The sequence below is a fragment of the Stenotrophomonas sp. 93052_Sma genome (assembly GCF_056481145.1).
This window is the reverse complement of record NZ_CM151134.1, coordinates 659,325-674,458: the sequence shown is the minus strand read 5'-3', so window position 1 is coordinate 674,458 and position 15,134 is coordinate 659,325. Positions and strand designations below refer to the sequence as shown.

Sequence of the window (15,134 nt, the reverse complement as noted above, 5' to 3'; positions counted from 1 at the left end):
GGGTTCAGGCTGCAGTGCCGATGCGCTGCAGGCGGTAGCTGCCGTCGAGCACGCCGTTGACCCAGTTCTGGTTGTCCAGGTACCAGTCGACGGTGAAGGCGATGCCCTGCTCGAAGGTGTAGGCCGGTTCCCAGCCCAGGTCGTTCTTCAGCTTCGACGCATCGATTGCGTAACGGCGGTCATGGCCCGGGCGGTCGGTGACGTAGGTGATCTGGCTGCTGCGCGGCAGGCCATCCTCACGCGGGCGGCGCGCATCGAGCAGCGCGCAGATGGCCTGCACCACTTCGATGTTCTGCTTTTCCGAGTTGCCGCCGACGTTGTAGGTCTCGCCGACCTGGCCTTTGGCCAGCACGGTGCGGATCGCCTCGCAGTGGTCGGACACGAACAGCCAGTCGCGCACCTGCTTGCCATCGCCGTACACCGGCAGCGGCTCGCCGGCCAGCGCCTTGGCGATCACCAGCGGGATCAGCTTCTCGGGGAAGTGGTAGGGGCCGTAATTGTTCGAACAATTGGTGGTCAGCACCGGCAGCCCATAGGTGTGGTGGAACGCACGTACCAAGTGATCCGACGCAGCCTTGGACGCCGAGTACGGCGAATTGGGCGCGTACTGGGTCGTTTCACTGAATTTGCCGGTCTCACCCAGCGTGCCGTACACCTCGTCGGTGGACACGTGCAGGAAACGGAACGCCGCGCCCTGTTCGGCCGGCAGCGCCTTCCAGTAGTCGCGGACCGCTTCCAGCAGGCCCAGGGTGCCCACAACATTGGTCTGGATGAAGGCGCTGGGACCATCGATGGAGCGGTCAACGTGGCTTTCAGCTGCAAAGTTCACGACCGCGTCCGGCTGATGCTCGGCCAGCAGGCGGGCGACCAGATCACGGTCGCCGATGTCGCCCTGCACGAACAGGTGGTTCGGGTTGCCATCAAGGCTGGACAGGGTCTTCAGGTTGCCGGCGTAGGTCAGCACATCGAGGTTGATGACCTTGACGCCGCGCGCGACGGCCTCGAGAACGAAGTTACCGCCAATGAATCCGGCGCCGCCGGTGACAAGCCATGTGGGCACTACCTGTTCTCCTGATCGAGATTCGTGGGACGGGGCCTTCATGGCCACGACAATGCAACGTTGAAGGATACAACGGGCCTCCGGTAACACGCGATCACACAAGTGAACTCAGGCCGACTGCATTGCTGCATCGCAACAGCCGGAGCTCCCACCATACGCATTCGCATGGTCACCCCAAGCCAGCTAGAATCGGGGTCCCACCCCCGAACCGGTTGCTGCTCCAGGACCGGACGTTCTCTCCGTTATTGAAGGACCCCGTACCAGATGAAAATCCTCGTCGCGTACAAGCGCGTGGTGGACTACAACGTCCGCATTCAGGTCAAGCCGGACGGTTCCGGCGTGGTCACCGACGGCGTCAAGCTGTCCCCCAACCCCTTCGATGAAATCGCTCTGGAAGAAGCCCTGCGCCTGCGCGACAAGGGCATCGCCAGCGAAGTCGTGGTTGCCACCATCGCCCCGGCCGACGCCCAGGCGCACCTGCGCAACGGCCTGGCCATGGGCGCCAACCGTGCCATCCACGTCGTCACCGACCAGGCGATCCAGCCGCTGACCGCGTCGCGCACCCTGCTCAAGCTGATCGAAAAGGAGCAGCCAGATCTGGTGATCCTCGGCAAGCAGGCCATCGACGACGACGCCAACCAGACCGGCCAGATGCTGGCCACGCTGTGGGGCCGCCCGCAGGCGACCTTCGCCAGCAAGCTCGAAATTGCCGATGGCAAGGCCACGGTGACCCGTGAAGTCGACGCCGGCCTGGAAACGCTGGAAGTGGATCTGCCGGCCGTGGTCACCACCGATCTGCGCCTGAACGAGCCGCGCTTCATCAAGCTGCCGGACATCATGAAGGCCAAGGCCAAGCCGCTGGAGACCCTGCAGCTGGCCGACCTCGGCGTTGAAGCCGCCGACACCTTCAAGACCACCCAGTACGCCGCGCCGTCCAAGCGCAGCAAGGGTGTGATGGTCAAGGACGCGGCCGAACTGGTTGCCGCACTCAAGCAGAAGGGGTTGCTGTAATGAGCAGGATTCTCGTCATCGCCGAGCACCACGACGGCAAGCTCAATGCCGCCACCGCCAAGACCGTCAGCGCCGCCGCCGCCATCAGCGGTGCCAGCATCGACGTGCTGGTGCTGGCCGCCGATCCGGCCGCTGTCGCCGCTGAAGCCGCGAAGATCGCTGGGGTCGCCAAGGTCCTGACCGTCGCCAACGCGGCCAACGCGCAGGCCATCGCCCAGGTGCTGGCGCCGCAGATCGCACAGCTGGCCAAGGGCTACACCCACGTATTCGGCCCGTCGACCACCTTCGGCAAGGACCTGATGCCGTGCGTGGCCGCCCTGCTCGGCGTCAACCAGGTCTCCGACCTGATGAGCGTTGAAGGCAGCCACACCTTCAAGCGCCCGATCTACGCCGGCAACGCGATCATCACCGTGGAAGCCCCGGCCGACCAGATCGTGGTCGCCACCGTGCGTGCCGCCTCGTGGCCGGAAGCCGCCCAAGGTGGCAATGCCGCCGTTGAAGCAGCCAGCGTCGACGCTGCCCTGCCGACCCATACCCGCTTCGTCGGCCTGGCCGCCGGTGCCAGCGACCGTCCGGACCTGCAGAGCGCCAAGCGCGTGGTTTCGGGTGGCCGTGGCGTCGGTTCGGAAGAGAACTTCAAGGTCATCTTCCAGCTGGCCGACAAGCTCGGTGCTGCCGTCGGTGCCTCGCGTGCGGCGGTCGATGCCGGCTACGTGCCCAGCGACCTGCAGGTCGGCCAGACCGGCAAGATCATCGCGCCGGAACTGTACGTGGCCGTTGGCATCAGTGGTGCGATCCAGCACCTGACCGGCATCAAGGATGCCGGCACCATTGTCGCGATCAACAAGGACGGCGACGCGCCGATCTTCGAGATTGCCGATATCGGCCTTGTGGGGGATCTGTTTGCGATCCTGCCGGAGCTGGAAGAGGCGCTGGCCTGAAGCAACAAGGCAGGCCGGTCTGTCACCGGCCTGCCTTGTTCGATCATTTTTCAGTTGTCGCCGAAAAGATCGCGGGTATACACCTTGTCCTTCACATCCAGCAGGGCGTCGGCCATCCGGTTGCTGATGATCAGGTCCGCTTGCTGCTTGAAGGATTCCAGGTCGTTTACCACCCGCGAGCGGAAGAACGCGTCTTCATGAAGTTCCGGCTCGTGCACGATCACCTCAACGCCCTTAGCCTTCAAGCGCTTCATGATCCCTTGAATGCTGGATGAGCGGAAGTTGTCCGAACCGGCCTTCATGATCAGGCGATAGATACCCACCACCTGGGGATTGCGCCGCAGGATATCGGCCGCGATGAAGTCCTTCCGCGTAGTGTTCGAATCGACGATGGCCCGGATCAACGTCTGAGGGACGCTCTGGTAGTTGGCCAAAAGCTGCCGGGTGTCCTTGGGCAGGCAATAGCCACCGTATCCGAAGGATGGATTATTGTAGTGCCCGCCGATGCGTGGATCGAAGCTGATGCCTTCGATGATCTGCCGCGAGTCCAGCCCATGCGTCAACGCGTAGCTATCCAGCTCGTTGAAGTAGGACACGCGCATGGCAAGGTAAGTATTGGCGAAGAGCTTGATGGCCTCGGCTTCGGTCGGTTCAGTAAACAGGACGGGCACGTCCTGCTTGATGGCGCCCTCTTGGAGCAGGCGTGCAAACGCCTCGGCCCGGGGCGAACGCTCGCCCACGATGATGCGGGACGGGTGCAGGTTGTCGTACAGCGCGCGGCCCTCGCGCAGAAACTCCGGCGAGAAGATGATGTTGTCCACGCCGAACTTCTCACGTGCCTTGAGCACGTAGCCGACCGGGATAGTGGACTTGATCACCATCGTGGCCGATGGATTAATGGCCAGCACGTCAGCGATGACCGACTCGATCGAACGGGTATTGAAGTAATTGGTGTCGGGGTCGTAGTCGGTGGGCGTGGCGATGATGACGAACGACGCGCCTTCGTAAGCCTCCCGGGGCTCGAGCGTCGCGCGGAAATCCAGCGCGTCGTGTGCCAATGCCTGTTCCAGCTCGGCGTCCGCGATGGGAGACCTGCGCGCATTGAGCGCTTCTACCTTAGCGGGCATGATGTCGACAGCGACAACCTCATGTTTCCGCGCAAGCAACACGCCGTTGGATAGGCCTACGTACCCGGTACCTGCAATTGCGATCTTCATCCGTGTGTCTTCTGTGGGGAGAATGGATTCAAGGAACTTCGACGTGGACTGACGGGATCCGCATGCCTTCATCGTGGAACCAGAACATCGTCTCTTGGACCAGCGACGCCTCCAGGGTGTAGCTCCCCGATGCGACGGGCGCCTTGACGTGCAGCTCCGCCTGGTCACCGGGCGCCAACTCCAACACCAGCGCTTGGCGTGCATCCCAGTCGACGGCTCGTTCGTCGCGACCGTCGGGGATGAACCGCCACGACAGCAGCACGTCGCGCCCCAGGACCTCGCGGGTCGAGAGGACGCCATCCGAGCCATTGGCCAACGTGAGCGTGAACGCAACCTGACCCGGCTGGATCGTGGTGCCAGTGATGTCCAAGCGCAGGTGTTCTGCAACACCGGACGCCACTCGCCCGGACATCCTGCTCATGCGGCCACCGGAGCAGTCCCCGAGCGGCACTAGTACTAGGCGGTGGCTAAGCGCTTCGATGGCAGGAGCAGCGAGGCCGTTGACGGCGCCGAACAGCGCGCAAACCCTTCGGGCGACTCACAGGGGCCCGACACGCCCGCGCCCTTCGGCACGTAACCCGAATAGCCGTTCACGGAGAACATCCCGTGGTCCTGCGCGTAAATCATGGCATCTAGGTCGTCAAGATACGGGGCCTCGGCCGACCTGTCGGCGAATAGGACGTCACCCTGCCGTGCAGAAGCGGGAACGCGGGCAGCGAACGCTACCTGCCGTTGTTGCCATTGGGCAAAGGTCGCATGGCCAGCCTGGAAGGTCACGGACTCGGCAGTCAGCAACACAAAGGCAACCACACAGGCCAGGGCGCCCGTCCAGGTACCGCGACGCGAGGCCAGCAGCAGGACACGCTGGAATCCGATGCCGGCAAGCAGGCCTATCGGCATCACCATGACGAGCATCACGCGTGTAACGGCACGGATGGAATCAATGCCGGGAAGATGCAGGAAGACACGATAGAGCGACACATTGCTGACGTTGAGCGTGCAGATCACCAGCACCAGCGTGGCCAAGCCGGCCAGCATGCCCAGTTCTGCATCGGCGATGCGCCGCAGGGCGAGGAGCAGCCCCACGACGGCGAACAGCAGGACGCCCAGGCCCAGGAAGAGCTGGTGCTCGTGGCGCATCGAGATGTCACCAATCGAGCCGCCGATGAACCGCGTCAGCGGTGAGAAGTCCGCGATCAGGTAGCTCCACACCCGCGGCAACATCCCCAGGATTTCGTCGCGCGGCCTGACGAACCCCTGTACCTCAGTTACCGCGTGATAGCTGCGCAGCAGGGCGAGTACTGCGATGGCAGACGCGAGCACGACGGCAAGGCTGGCCAACGTGCGCCCCAACTCGTTCCTGCCGAAACTGGCCCGGACTTGCGCTGCTAGGGTTCGGCCACGCCCCAACAGCAACCAAGCGGCCGTCATCGCCAGCAGTAGGTAGGCCGCGAAGACACCCGTGTAAATGGCACAGTAGACTTGGGCAGCGAACAGCAGGGAGCTCCAGGCCAGGGATGAGGGGCGGCCGTGCTGCAGCCATCGGGAGAAGGTTAGGAACAGCAGAGGGACGAACATCCGGAATGCGAACTGCGCATGCGCCTGCTGTGCCAGAACGGGAAGGGAAAACGCAAATACGAATGCCGCCGCTCCCGCGCCGGAAGGACGCAGCCCCAAACTACGGGCGGCGACGTAGGCGCATGCGTAGTTGAGTACGCCCCCCAGCATTAGCCAGGCCGACAATGCCTCCGAGCGATCCAGCCCCCACCAGCGGAAGGCCGCATAAGGAAGGATTGAGCCGAAATGGTTGTCGCTCAGGGCCAGTACGTTGGCCACCGGGTAGAAGAAGCCCGGGCTCCACACATCGGGCGTGGCGCCGGTCAACCAAAGGTAGACATGCTCAAGGACCACCGAGTTGAAACGGGCGTCGATAAGATCGCCGGGGACCGCCGTGAAATATGCGTTCGCCTTGAGTTGGTAGAACACGACCCCGACGAGCAGGAAGACCGAGGCAGCGAACAGGTCGTTGCGCCAGCGGCCTGCGCTCTTACTGGCACTCATAGTCGGTCACCTGCTTGCTGGAGCGGAACGGATCGGTCAGTGCATCCGTGTACTGGCCCATCAGCAGACGTTGGCGTGGAAGGAAGTTCTGTCGATAGAAACGGCTGGCGGTTGCCAAAGCCTGGCCACGGGGCGTGAGCCGCACGCAACCATCGTGGATGGCGATGGTGCCCGACTGTTCCTGCTCCGTCAGCCGCACCTCCACCAAATGGTGCTCCGGGAGGTACTCATCAGTGAACACGCGTGCGAAACCATCCTCACGGATACCGCCTCCGCGTTGTTGGATCTTCTCCAGAATATAGAAGGACAATGATCGATCAATCACAGTCGGGACGGATATGGCGAACAGGTAGCCGCCCAACAGCCAGATCGTGATCAGCTGGACTTTCTCCAGCACCGAGAACCCGGAAAGCGCGCCCCCCCCTCGTGCCGCCACGCCGACGATGAGAGCCGCCAGGAAGCCGTCGAAAATACTGGCGTACAGGACGACATCGACCTTGAACCAGCGCATGTGCACGATGTAGACGACAATCAGTGTAACGACGTACGCCAACGTCAGGAGCAACGCTTTGACCAGCTTGTTCATTTGAAGACCACCAACTTGTTTGCAAGAAAACTACAGGCCACCTGCACGCAAGTCGCCACGAGGAAGCCCAGACGGTAATCCCAGCCCGCTCGATCGGACCACAGGTAGAGCACGAGTGCATGGAGGAGCGCGATGACGGCGTAAAGCGCTACGAACCGGACACCCTGGCCGACGAAACTGCCCGAGGAGGCGCGGAAGACGAAGTAACGGCTGCCCAGGAACGACGCGGCAATGCCCACGCAGGCTGCGGCGCCATTGGCAAGTCCCGCTGATCGAAAGCCCCATACTTCCAGCGCGCAGTAGAGGACCATGAAGTGCAGCGCGGTCGCCAGCAAACCGTTGATCCCATAGCGGACGACCTCGCTGGCCAGCATGCGCTCACTCAGTGCGCGCATGCAGGATCTCGGCGATGAACGCCCTGTAGCCACCGACTTCAAGAATGCCGCCATTGCGCAGCGTTCCGGAGAGCATCAGGATGATCAGCGTCAGCGCACCGGTCTGCAGGAACACCAGCAACAGGATGCCGGTCACCAGCGAGAACCAACCCGGTGTAGCGAATCCGACCGCCTTGAGCCCGAGTGCAAGGACAGTGCCAAGCACTGACAATCCGGCGATCGCGGTGCAGGCGATGCCCACGCGTACCAGCACATCCTCGGCAAACACCATCAGCGCGAAAACCGTGCAGTGCCAGCCCAACGAAGTTCATCTTGCTCTTGCCGGCGTAGCGCGGGCCACGGTCGACAGCTACCGATGCCACCCGCAACTTGGATGTCAGCACGCAGGCCGCAACGTGCACCCAAAGCTCCTGCATCACCGCCAGGCGCTTGATCGCATGCAGCTTGGCCGCCATGAAGTTGCCGAAGCTGATGCGCCGGCCGCTGAGCATCGCGAACAACCACTTGTACACGACGTAGAACGCACGGAACTTCAAGGTTTCCACCCGGCTCTTGCGCGAGGCCACGACGATATCGACGTCGGGGGACTCCAACGCCTCCAGGAGCTCGCTGATGCTGCGCGGCGTATCTTCGCCGTCCGAGTCCATGACGACCACGCGCTGCCTATCGACGAAGTGTTCGGATACGTAGCCGATCCCGATCGCGATGGCTTTCTGATGCCCGACATTACGCCGCAGCTTCAGGACCACGCCATCGAGACCCGCAGCGGCGATCGCGGCGGCGTCCACCGGCTGCCGCACGGAGCCATCGTCGACTGCGACGATGTAGACATCATTGCCCTGGTCCCGTGCCAAAGCCCTGAACAACATGGACGAAGCCTCGACATCTTCGTAAACAGGCATCACGACGACCAGCGACGAGCTTTTCATATCCGTCATTCCTGCAAGCGCTTGCGGAAGTAGGCGATGGTCTCCTTCAGGCCGTCCTCCAGGCTCACGCGAGGCTCCCAGCCAAGCGCCGCCCGTGCCATCGAGATGTCCGGCTGGCGCTGGCGGGGATCGTCCGAGGGCAGGGGCTTGAACACGAGCTTGGAGTGGCCGCCCACCAGCCGGATGACCGTTTCGGCCAGTTCCAGCATGCTGTACTCGCCCGGATTGCCGATGTTGACCGGCCCGGTCAGCTCTGCGGGGCTGTCCATCAGGCTGATCATGCCGCTGATGAGATCGTCGACATAGCAGAAGCTGCGCGTCTGCTGCCCATCGCCATAGATCGTGATGTCATCCCCGCGCAGTGCCTGCACGATGAAGTTGCTGACCACCCGGCCATCTTCTGGATGCATGCGGGGGCCGTAGGTGTTGAAGATACGCATCACCTTGATTTCCAGCTGGTGCTGGCGCCAGTAGTCGAAGAACAGAGTTTCGGCACAGCGCTTTCCTTCGTCGTAGCAGCTGCGTATGCCGATCGGATTCACCTTGCCCCAGTAATCCTCCACCTGCGGATGGATCTCCGGATCACCGTAGACCTCGCTGGTGCTGGCCTGCAGGATGCGTGCACGCGTCCGCTTGGCAAGCCCCAACATGTTGATCGCGCCGTGGACGCTGGTCTTCGTCGTCTGCACCGGATCGTGCTGGTAGTGCACGGGGCTTGCCGGGCATGCCAGGTTGTAGATCCGGTCCACCTCGACATACAACGGGAAGGTCACGTCGTGACGCATCATCTCGAAGCGCGAGTTCGAGAGCAGGGACTCGACGTTCCGCTTGGAGCCCGTGTAGAAATTATCGACGCACAGGACTTCGTCGCCCCGTTCGACCAATCGATCGCACAAGTGCGACCCAAGGAATCCCGCACCACCTGTAACCAGTACTCGTGCCATATGCCTGCCCTAAATCTGTGATCAAGCGATCGTGTTGAAGAATTTGATGAAGACGGCCCGGAAATTCGCCTGCGAATACTTCTGGACGCTGGCACGTGCGCGGGCGGCCCACTGCGCCAGTTCGGGCGTCCCATAGAGCTTCATCAAGGAAAGGGTGCGCTCCTGGAGTTCCCTGGCGTCACTGAAGTAATAGCCATCGACGCCGTCGGTGACGACCTCGCGTGGCCCGCCCAACGGCTGCACGATGGGTACGACGCCGGCGGCCATCGCTTCGCAGGCGGTCATTCCGAAGTGTTCCAGTTTCTCGGGCTCCTGGTCACCACGCTCCCCCCAGCCCGCACCATGCCAGAAGATAGATGCCTCCGCATACTCCTGCAGCAGCTCCCGTGATCCAAGGTTTCCGAGAATACGGATCGGATAGCCCTCCGCCAGTGCGTTGACCTTCTGGAAGTAGCGGCGATGCTCCTCGCTTTCCGCATGGACGCTGCCGGCGAGATGGTACTCCCAACCCTCCGGCACGAGGCCCTTGTCGTGCATTTGCCGGAAAGCAGTGATCATCTCGATATGCTTTTTGTTGTGGCCGCCGGAGAAGAAGCGGCCGACACTCAGAATGACCTTCTTCTTGTTCGACAGGTCCACCGAGCCGAAGCGCTCCACGTCGATTGGCGGAGGAAGCACCACGGCATCACGCGCCCAGCGCTTGCGAATCCACGCTGCCGTGAATTCAGAGTTCGCCATCGGATCTTCGTAACTGTCGATGAACGGGCGCCGACTGGACGCCACGCCACGACGCAGCGTGCGCTGCGCCAAACTCGACATACGCGAAAGCCAAGGGTGTCCGGTACGATCAAATCTTCCCGCCGCACGCTGAAAAAGCCTGGGAAGCGGCGCGGCCTCGATGAGTTCATGGGGAAAGAATGCCAGGTACAGCGATTTTCTGGCCTGCGGGACCATCGAAGAGCAGTAAGTGGAATTGATGAATACATCGTACCCGGCCGAGCGTGGCGCGAGCTCGCTGCAGGAGGAGCCGGGCCACTCGACCCAGTGTGCCCCCGCCAAGTTGAGGTTCATCCTGCTACTGAACTCTGCTTCGTCGACGGGGCCGACGCGGATCAGGTCCACCTGGTGGCCTTCGGCCAGCAGGATCTCCGCGATCGTGCCGACGTGTTTTTCACCGCCGCCCATCGTGGCCCAGTAACGATTATAGATGCCTACTTTCATGCGGGGACGGCCCCGATGCGATCCTTGCAGGACGGCAGGCCGCCCCAACGTTGCCGCAGTACGACTGGAAGCAGCTTGAACAGGTCACGCTGGATGCGCAGACGCAGCCCGAACTCCGCGTTCAGGCGCTTGTCAGTGAAGCCGCGACGCGCTGCCGCGACTGCAGAGCGCAGGCATCTCAGTACTTCCCTTCCGTAGGCCCGGCCCGCGACGGCGGCCGGGGCATGTTTGATCTTGATCAGCACATGATTCCTGGAGACGTGGAAAACAAAGACTGGCGACCATTCGACGCTGGATCCCGTATGCACATGGCGTACGACGCTGGCCGGCACGTAACGCAGGCGCCCCCCGCCCTTGCGCAGGCGCCAGCTCAGGTCGGTGTCCTCGTAGTACATGAAAAAGTTCGAATCAAAGAGCCCCGCCTGTACCAGAGCAGAGCGGCGCATGAGCATGGCGGCGCCACAAAGGGCCTGCATGTCCTCCGGCTCATCATACTGACCACGGTCGTCCTCGTAGATTCCACGGTCACCCGCCTCGCCATTGCCATCGAGCAGCGTGCCAGCGTTATTGATGACGTCACAGGCAGCGCCATCGAGCAGGGCGGCCGGGCAAGTAAACACATGCTTTGCATAATCCGCTGCAAGAACACCCGTGCCCAGCACCGTACCCGCGAGGCTCACCGTGAATTCACGGCCCGCTGCGGCATTCGTCCCGGAGACATCCAACTCAAGAACATACCGTCCATCAACCGGATCCGGCGGTAGCGGCAGGCGGATCGTGCCCCGCCCGCTCGTCCAGCGCACGCTCCGGTCTCCGTGCTGTTCCCTGCCCCAGAAGCCCTCCCCGTACAAAGGCTTCTTGTAGCCACTTTCGACAAAACCACTGGCTTCGTCAACAAGCATCCCAAGCTCGCGCGTATCGCTGGACTGGCCCCCCGCACTGGGCTGGAACGGCAGGCTTTCTATCGTCAGCTCGACGTATCGCCGGAAGAACAGGATCTTTGAACCCGCCGCCGTGACATCCGGCTCGTCCATCAGTGCCCGGACAAGCGCCGACAACCAATCGGGATCAACGACGGTGTCGTTGTTGATCAGGCCGATCAGGTCGCCACGAGCCACTTGCATCCCAAGGTTGTTGCCTCCTGCGAATCCAAGGTTGCCTCCCGACTCCACGATCCTTACCCACGGGAAGGCGGAGCGGACGAAGTCCACCGAGCCGTCAGACGAGGCATTGTCCACCATGACGACCTCATAGCGCGGATAGTTCAAGGCGCCAAGGCTCGCCAACAAGGGCTGGAGATAACGCATGCCGTTGTAGTTGACTACGATCAGACTGACCAAGGGCAACATGCCGGTCCAATCGCCCGCGCCTCCCGCGCCAGCACCATCGTCGGAATCGATCGCCAGCGACCCAGCACCATGCCCTGCCGGCACCGTCGCCGGCGCGGCTTCCATGCGGGCCGTCGGCCCCGCGCTGTCGCCGCCTGCGGTACCAGCACCACGGGCATCCTCATACTCCCGAGCGACTTTCCTGAGCTCTGCCTCCCAGGCAGCGTCCTTGTCGGCCAGCGCTTGGTCACGCTCGGCCGCTATGCGGCTTATCTCGGACCGGTAATCGGCAGCCACCTGCTCGACCCGCGCTTCCCACGCCACATCCTTGTCGCGCAGCATACCGTCGCGCTCTTGGCCAATACGTGATATCTCCCGCCGGTAATCGTCCGCGACCTGCTGCACGCGCGATTCAAAATAGCCGGGAACTTCAAACACGGAGTCCGGCAAGCTGGGCAAGGCTCCGGCGGACGCCAGTACGATGAAATAGACCGGCTCGCGCGGCATGCTGCCCGAGCGGACGCTCTCCAGCCCTTCGCTCTCGGTCCAGTAATGGATTCCTGGCGCTACCGGCTCGGCCGCGCCACCGCCATCGGCAACGCGGCCGATCATGGAGGCCATCGTGGTGCGCTGCCCGAGCAGTCGGTAGTTGGGGAAGTAATCCCCCACCAGCGCCTCCAGTTCCTGCCTGTAGAGCTCCTTGACGTGGAACTCATTGCGGAAACCAGGACGATCGGAGTACTCGTAGCGATCCGGGCTGGACATCATGAGCACGCCACCAGGACGCAGCACTCTCACGATCTCCGCCATCATCTCCTGGTGCTGGTTGTGGTGCTCGATGGTCTCGAAGCTGACCACCACATCCACGCTCGCATCGGGCACCGGGATGGCGGCGCACGAGCCGAGCTTGAACTCCAACCCCTCGCGCGGATAGGTCGCTGCCGCATGCGCCACCGCCACGGCATCGATGTCCACGCCGGTGACACGCGCCGCACCGATCGACAGGAGGGCAGATCCATATCCTTCGCCGCAGGCGATATCCAGAACATCCTTGCCGGCGACAATGCGCGATGCGAGCTGGTAGCGGTGGTAGTGCTCCATCTCGATTTCGCCGCTAACGCCCGGCAGAAACCGTTCGCCGGTGAAGCTCATCTCGCCGTCAGGCACCTGGGAACGATCATGGCTCACGACGTTGCCTCCAGTTCAATAGTTCGCATTGGCACACCAAATAGCCCCAGGCAGACGGCGCTGGACTGCACGTGGAGGATCAGCGCATCGTGCACCCACTCGTGCTGGACATGGTCGGCCTGGGTGCCCTCGGCGATGGCTGGGGAAATGCTGTATTCGCCCGCTGGAAGTACCGGAAATCTGAAATCAAACGTCGCCACGACCTCGCCGTTGCGCGGAACCACGATGGCACGGTCGCGGTGCGCCAGGTATGTGTTGTCGGCAAAGATTATCTGCCCCAGCTTGTCCTTCACGACGAACCCCACGATGGGCCGGCTGATCTGTTCGTTGGCGCGCGATGATCCGAAGCTTGACGTCCTGCCCGCCTATCGCCCAGTTCACCTTCTGGCCCTGCGCATCCAGTAGATGCACCGCGGTGATGCGCGCAGCGCCCGTCCCGAACGAAGCACGGTTCTCGTCGAACTGGAAGACCTCGATGTCGTTCCGGAGCATCGACGCATCGATGAGCGTCTGTCTCATATCCACATAGGCGGGTTCCGCGGTCAACTCCAACGGGGAAGGCTGGCCATCCGCGGACGTGTCTTCGACTTCGACTTCGCCTCCACCGCCTTCGACCAGAGCAGTCTCTGCCATGCTGCCATCCTCCGGTTCGAACAGCGACGCCAGGTACTCCTGCGACAGTTCCTTGGGCGCGCCGTTCATGCGCATGACACCCTTGTCGAGCCAGATTGCGCGCTCGCACAGGTTGATGATGGCCCCCATGTCGTGGCTGCAGAAGAGCAGCGTCCCTCGCTTCATGAAAGAGCGCAGGAAACGCATGCACTTCTGCGTGAAGTAGGCATCTCCCACCGAGAGCGCCTCATCCACGACCAGGATATCGGCGTCGACGTGGGCGATCACGGAAAACGCAAGCCGCACGACCATGCCGCTGGAGTAAGTTTTAACCGGTTGGTCGATGAAATCCGGGATGCCGGAGAAGGCCACGATGTCGTCGTAGCGTTCCTCCATCTGCTGGGCCGTCAGCCCGAACAGCGCTCCGCTCAACATGATGTTCTCGCGACCGGTGAACTCCGGATTGAAGCCCGAACCCAGCTCCAGCAACGCGGCGATGCGGCCCGTGGTGCTCACCTGTCCGCTGGACGGCGTCAGCGTGCCGCAGACAAGCTGCAGGAGCGTCGACTTTCCGGAGCCATTGCGTCCGATGATTCCAACGGTCTCGCCGCGACGGACCTTGAAGGAAACGTCCCTCAGTGCCCAGAACTCACGGTGGTACTGCTTCGGTTCGCCACCCAGCGCCCGATCAAGCACCGGCAGGACGAACTGCTTGAGCCGGTCCTTGGGATCGGCGTAGATCTCGTAATACTTGCCCAACCCGGTCACTTCGATGGCGAGTTCGGGCTGGCCCGGATTTTCACATGACATCGGCAAACCCCTTGCGCATCTTCTGGAACACGGCGAACCCTGCGAAAGCAACGAGCAGCGCGATCGACAGGTATGCCGCCAGGCCGACGAAATCAGGGAGCTTGCCCCACACCAGCACTTGGCGCGATTGCTCCATGATGAAGGTAAGCGGGTTGAGCAGGAAGAGTTTCTGGTATTTCTCTGGCCACGCCGATTGCGGATAGAACACCGGCGACAGGAAGAGCATTGCAGTGGTGACGAACGTGGTGGTCTGCTTCAGGTCTCGGATGAACACGCCCAGCGCGGCGAGTATCCAAGTTATCCCCACAGCCATCACCAGCAATGGCGCCAACACCACGGGGAACAACAGCGCATGCCAATGGAGGCCGCCATTGCAGATCAACAGGCCCACCAGCAGCACCAAGGCGCTTGCCAGCGTATGGAACAGCGCGGAGCCGAGGCTGATCACCGGCAGCGCTTCAAGCGGGAAGACGACCTTCGTAACGTAATTCGTGTTCTCGAAGATCATGCCCGGCGCACGATTCACCATCTCGGCGAAGAAGCCATGGATGATGACGCCGACGAACATCACGAGCGCGAACTGGGCCCGACTGTCCCCTACCTGGCCATGCCAGCGGGCCTTGAAGATCACTGCAAAGACGAAGGTGTAGATGAGCAGCATCAACAGCGGATTGATCAGTGTCCATAACAAGCCGCCGAACGATCCCTTGTACTTGTTCTGGACGTCGCGTTTCCCGAGCAGCCAGATGATGCCGCGATTGCTCCAGAGTGACCGGAGCATGGCAGCAGGTGTTATCGCATTCATGACGCGTGTATTCCAGTTGGCAGTCT

At 62.3% G+C, this 15,134-nt stretch carries 14 protein-coding genes and 1 pseudogene; 2 read left to right on the top strand and 13 right to left on the bottom strand.

Annotation, left to right across the window (positions count from 1 at the left end):
* Positions 1–4 precede the first annotated feature (4 nt).
* Complete coding sequence (gene rfbB, locus ACZK2V_RS03110) at positions 5–1,060, bottom strand: dTDP-glucose 4,6-dehydratase (RefSeq protein ID WP_049461358.1); 1,056 nt, start codon at positions 1,058–1,060, stop codon at positions 5–7.
* A gap of 264 nt (positions 1,061–1,324) precedes the next feature.
* Between rfbB and ACZK2V_RS03105 the strand changes: the two genes are divergently transcribed.
* Together ACZK2V_RS03105 and ACZK2V_RS03100 are read left to right on the top strand one after the other, a co-directional pair.
* On the top strand, positions 1,325–2,071 hold the full coding sequence (locus tag ACZK2V_RS03105; protein ID WP_012509979.1) for an electron transfer flavoprotein subunit beta/FixA family protein: 747 nt from the start codon (positions 1,325–1,327) through the stop codon (positions 2,069–2,071).
* Complete coding sequence (locus ACZK2V_RS03100; protein ID WP_049461356.1) at positions 2,071–3,012, top strand: electron transfer flavoprotein subunit alpha/FixB family protein; 942 nt, start codon at positions 2,071–2,073, stop codon at positions 3,010–3,012. Before ACZK2V_RS03105 ends, ACZK2V_RS03100 begins: the two co-directional genes overlap by 1 nt.
* A 50-nt stretch (positions 3,013–3,062) precedes the next feature.
* Here ACZK2V_RS03100 and ACZK2V_RS03095 read toward each other — a convergent pair whose 3' ends face one another.
* The 12 genes and pseudogenes from ACZK2V_RS03095 to ACZK2V_RS03040 all read right to left on the bottom strand — a co-directional run bounded on the left by ACZK2V_RS03095 (position 3,063) and on the right by ACZK2V_RS03040 (position 15,108).
* On the bottom strand, positions 3,063–4,229 hold the full coding sequence (locus ACZK2V_RS03095) for a nucleotide sugar dehydrogenase (RefSeq protein WP_049461354.1): 1,167 nt from the start codon (positions 4,227–4,229) through the stop codon (positions 3,063–3,065).
* Between the two features lie 28 nt (positions 4,230–4,257).
* Positions 4,258–4,650 carry a hypothetical protein gene (locus ACZK2V_RS03090; protein ID WP_486322920.1) on the bottom strand — a complete coding sequence of 131 codons (393 nt, stop codon included), beginning with the start codon at positions 4,648–4,650 and terminating at the stop codon, positions 4,258–4,260.
* Between the two features lie 35 nt (positions 4,651–4,685).
* On the bottom strand, positions 4,686–6,290 hold the full coding sequence (locus ACZK2V_RS03085; RefSeq protein WP_486322919.1) for a hypothetical protein: 1,605 nt from the start codon (positions 6,288–6,290) through the stop codon (positions 4,686–4,688).
* Entirely contained in the window at positions 6,277–6,876 is a 600-nt protein-coding gene (locus ACZK2V_RS03080) for a hypothetical protein (protein ID WP_486322918.1), read from the bottom strand. The genes ACZK2V_RS03085 and ACZK2V_RS03080 overlap by 14 nt, the downstream gene beginning before the upstream one ends.
* Positions 6,873–7,271, bottom strand: coding sequence for a GtrA family protein (locus ACZK2V_RS03075; RefSeq protein ID WP_049461348.1), 399 nt, complete (start codon positions 7,269–7,271; stop codon positions 6,873–6,875). The genes ACZK2V_RS03080 and ACZK2V_RS03075 overlap by 4 nt, the downstream gene beginning before the upstream one ends.
* A pseudogene (locus tag ACZK2V_RS03070) lies at positions 7,255–8,200 on the bottom strand (glycosyltransferase). The gene ACZK2V_RS03075 and the pseudogene ACZK2V_RS03070 overlap by 17 nt, the downstream one beginning before the upstream one ends.
* A 5-nt stretch (positions 8,201–8,205) precedes the next feature.
* Positions 8,206–9,144 (bottom strand): UDP-glucuronic acid decarboxylase family protein, encoded by a 939-nt coding sequence (locus tag ACZK2V_RS03065; protein WP_049461344.1) that lies wholly within the window; start codon positions 9,142–9,144, stop codon positions 8,206–8,208.
* Between the two features lie 21 nt (positions 9,145–9,165).
* Complete coding sequence (locus ACZK2V_RS03060; RefSeq protein WP_049461342.1) at positions 9,166–10,365, bottom strand: glycosyltransferase family 4 protein; 1,200 nt, start codon at positions 10,363–10,365, stop codon at positions 9,166–9,168.
* Positions 10,362–12,881, bottom strand: coding sequence for a glycosyltransferase (locus ACZK2V_RS03055; protein ID WP_049461339.1), 2,520 nt, complete (start codon positions 12,879–12,881; stop codon positions 10,362–10,364). The genes ACZK2V_RS03060 and ACZK2V_RS03055 overlap by 4 nt, the downstream gene beginning before the upstream one ends.
* Positions 12,878–13,174 carry a Wzt carbohydrate-binding domain-containing protein gene (locus ACZK2V_RS03050; protein WP_486322917.1) on the bottom strand — a complete coding sequence of 99 codons (297 nt, stop codon included), beginning with the start codon at positions 13,172–13,174 and terminating at the stop codon, positions 12,878–12,880. The genes ACZK2V_RS03055 and ACZK2V_RS03050 overlap by 4 nt, the downstream gene beginning before the upstream one ends.
* Positions 13,068–14,303, bottom strand: coding sequence for an ABC transporter ATP-binding protein (locus ACZK2V_RS03045; RefSeq protein WP_486322916.1), 1,236 nt, complete (start codon positions 14,301–14,303; stop codon positions 13,068–13,070). The genes ACZK2V_RS03050 and ACZK2V_RS03045 overlap by 107 nt, the downstream gene beginning before the upstream one ends.
* Positions 14,293–15,108 carry an ABC transporter permease gene (locus ACZK2V_RS03040; protein ID WP_049461335.1) on the bottom strand — a complete coding sequence of 272 codons (816 nt, stop codon included), beginning with the start codon at positions 15,106–15,108 and terminating at the stop codon, positions 14,293–14,295. Before ACZK2V_RS03040 ends, ACZK2V_RS03045 begins: the two co-directional genes overlap by 11 nt.
* Positions 15,109–15,134: the final 26 nt, after the last annotated feature.

Bases quoted from the DNA above. Each gene is read 5' to 3' on its own strand.
- ACZK2V_RS03080 (WP_486322918.1), bottom strand. From the start codon at position 6,876: ATGAACAAGCTGGTCAAAGCGTTGCTCCTGACGTTGGCGTACGTCGTT.
- ACZK2V_RS03075 (WP_049461348.1), bottom strand. From the start codon at position 7,271: ATGCGCGCACTGAGTGAGCGCATGCTGGCCAGCGAGGTCGTCCGCTAT.
- ACZK2V_RS03045 (WP_486322916.1), bottom strand. From the start codon at position 14,303: ATGTCATGTGAAAATCCGGGCCAGCCCGAACTCGCCATCGAAGTGACC.
- ACZK2V_RS03090 (WP_486322920.1), bottom strand. From the start codon at position 4,650: ATGAGCAGGATGTCCGGGCGAGTGGCGTCCGGTGTTGCAGAACACCTG.
- ACZK2V_RS03065 (WP_049461344.1), bottom strand. From the start codon at position 9,144: ATGGCACGAGTACTGGTTACAGGTGGTGCGGGATTCCTTGGGTCGCAC.
- ACZK2V_RS03100 (WP_049461356.1), top strand. From the start codon at position 2,071: ATGAGCAGGATTCTCGTCATCGCCGAGCACCACGACGGCAAGCTCAAT.
- ACZK2V_RS03085 (WP_486322919.1), bottom strand. From the start codon at position 6,290: ATGAGTGCCAGTAAGAGCGCAGGCCGCTGGCGCAACGACCTGTTCGCT.
- ACZK2V_RS03040 (WP_049461335.1), bottom strand. From the start codon at position 15,108: ATGAATGCGATAACACCTGCTGCCATGCTCCGGTCACTCTGGAGCAAT.
- ACZK2V_RS03060 (WP_049461342.1), bottom strand. From the start codon at position 10,365: ATGAAAGTAGGCATCTATAATCGTTACTGGGCCACGATGGGCGGCGGT.
- ACZK2V_RS03105 (WP_012509979.1), top strand. From the start codon at position 1,325: ATGAAAATCCTCGTCGCGTACAAGCGCGTGGTGGACTACAACGTCCGC.
- ACZK2V_RS03095 (WP_049461354.1), bottom strand. From the start codon at position 4,229: ATGAAGATCGCAATTGCAGGTACCGGGTACGTAGGCCTATCCAACGGC.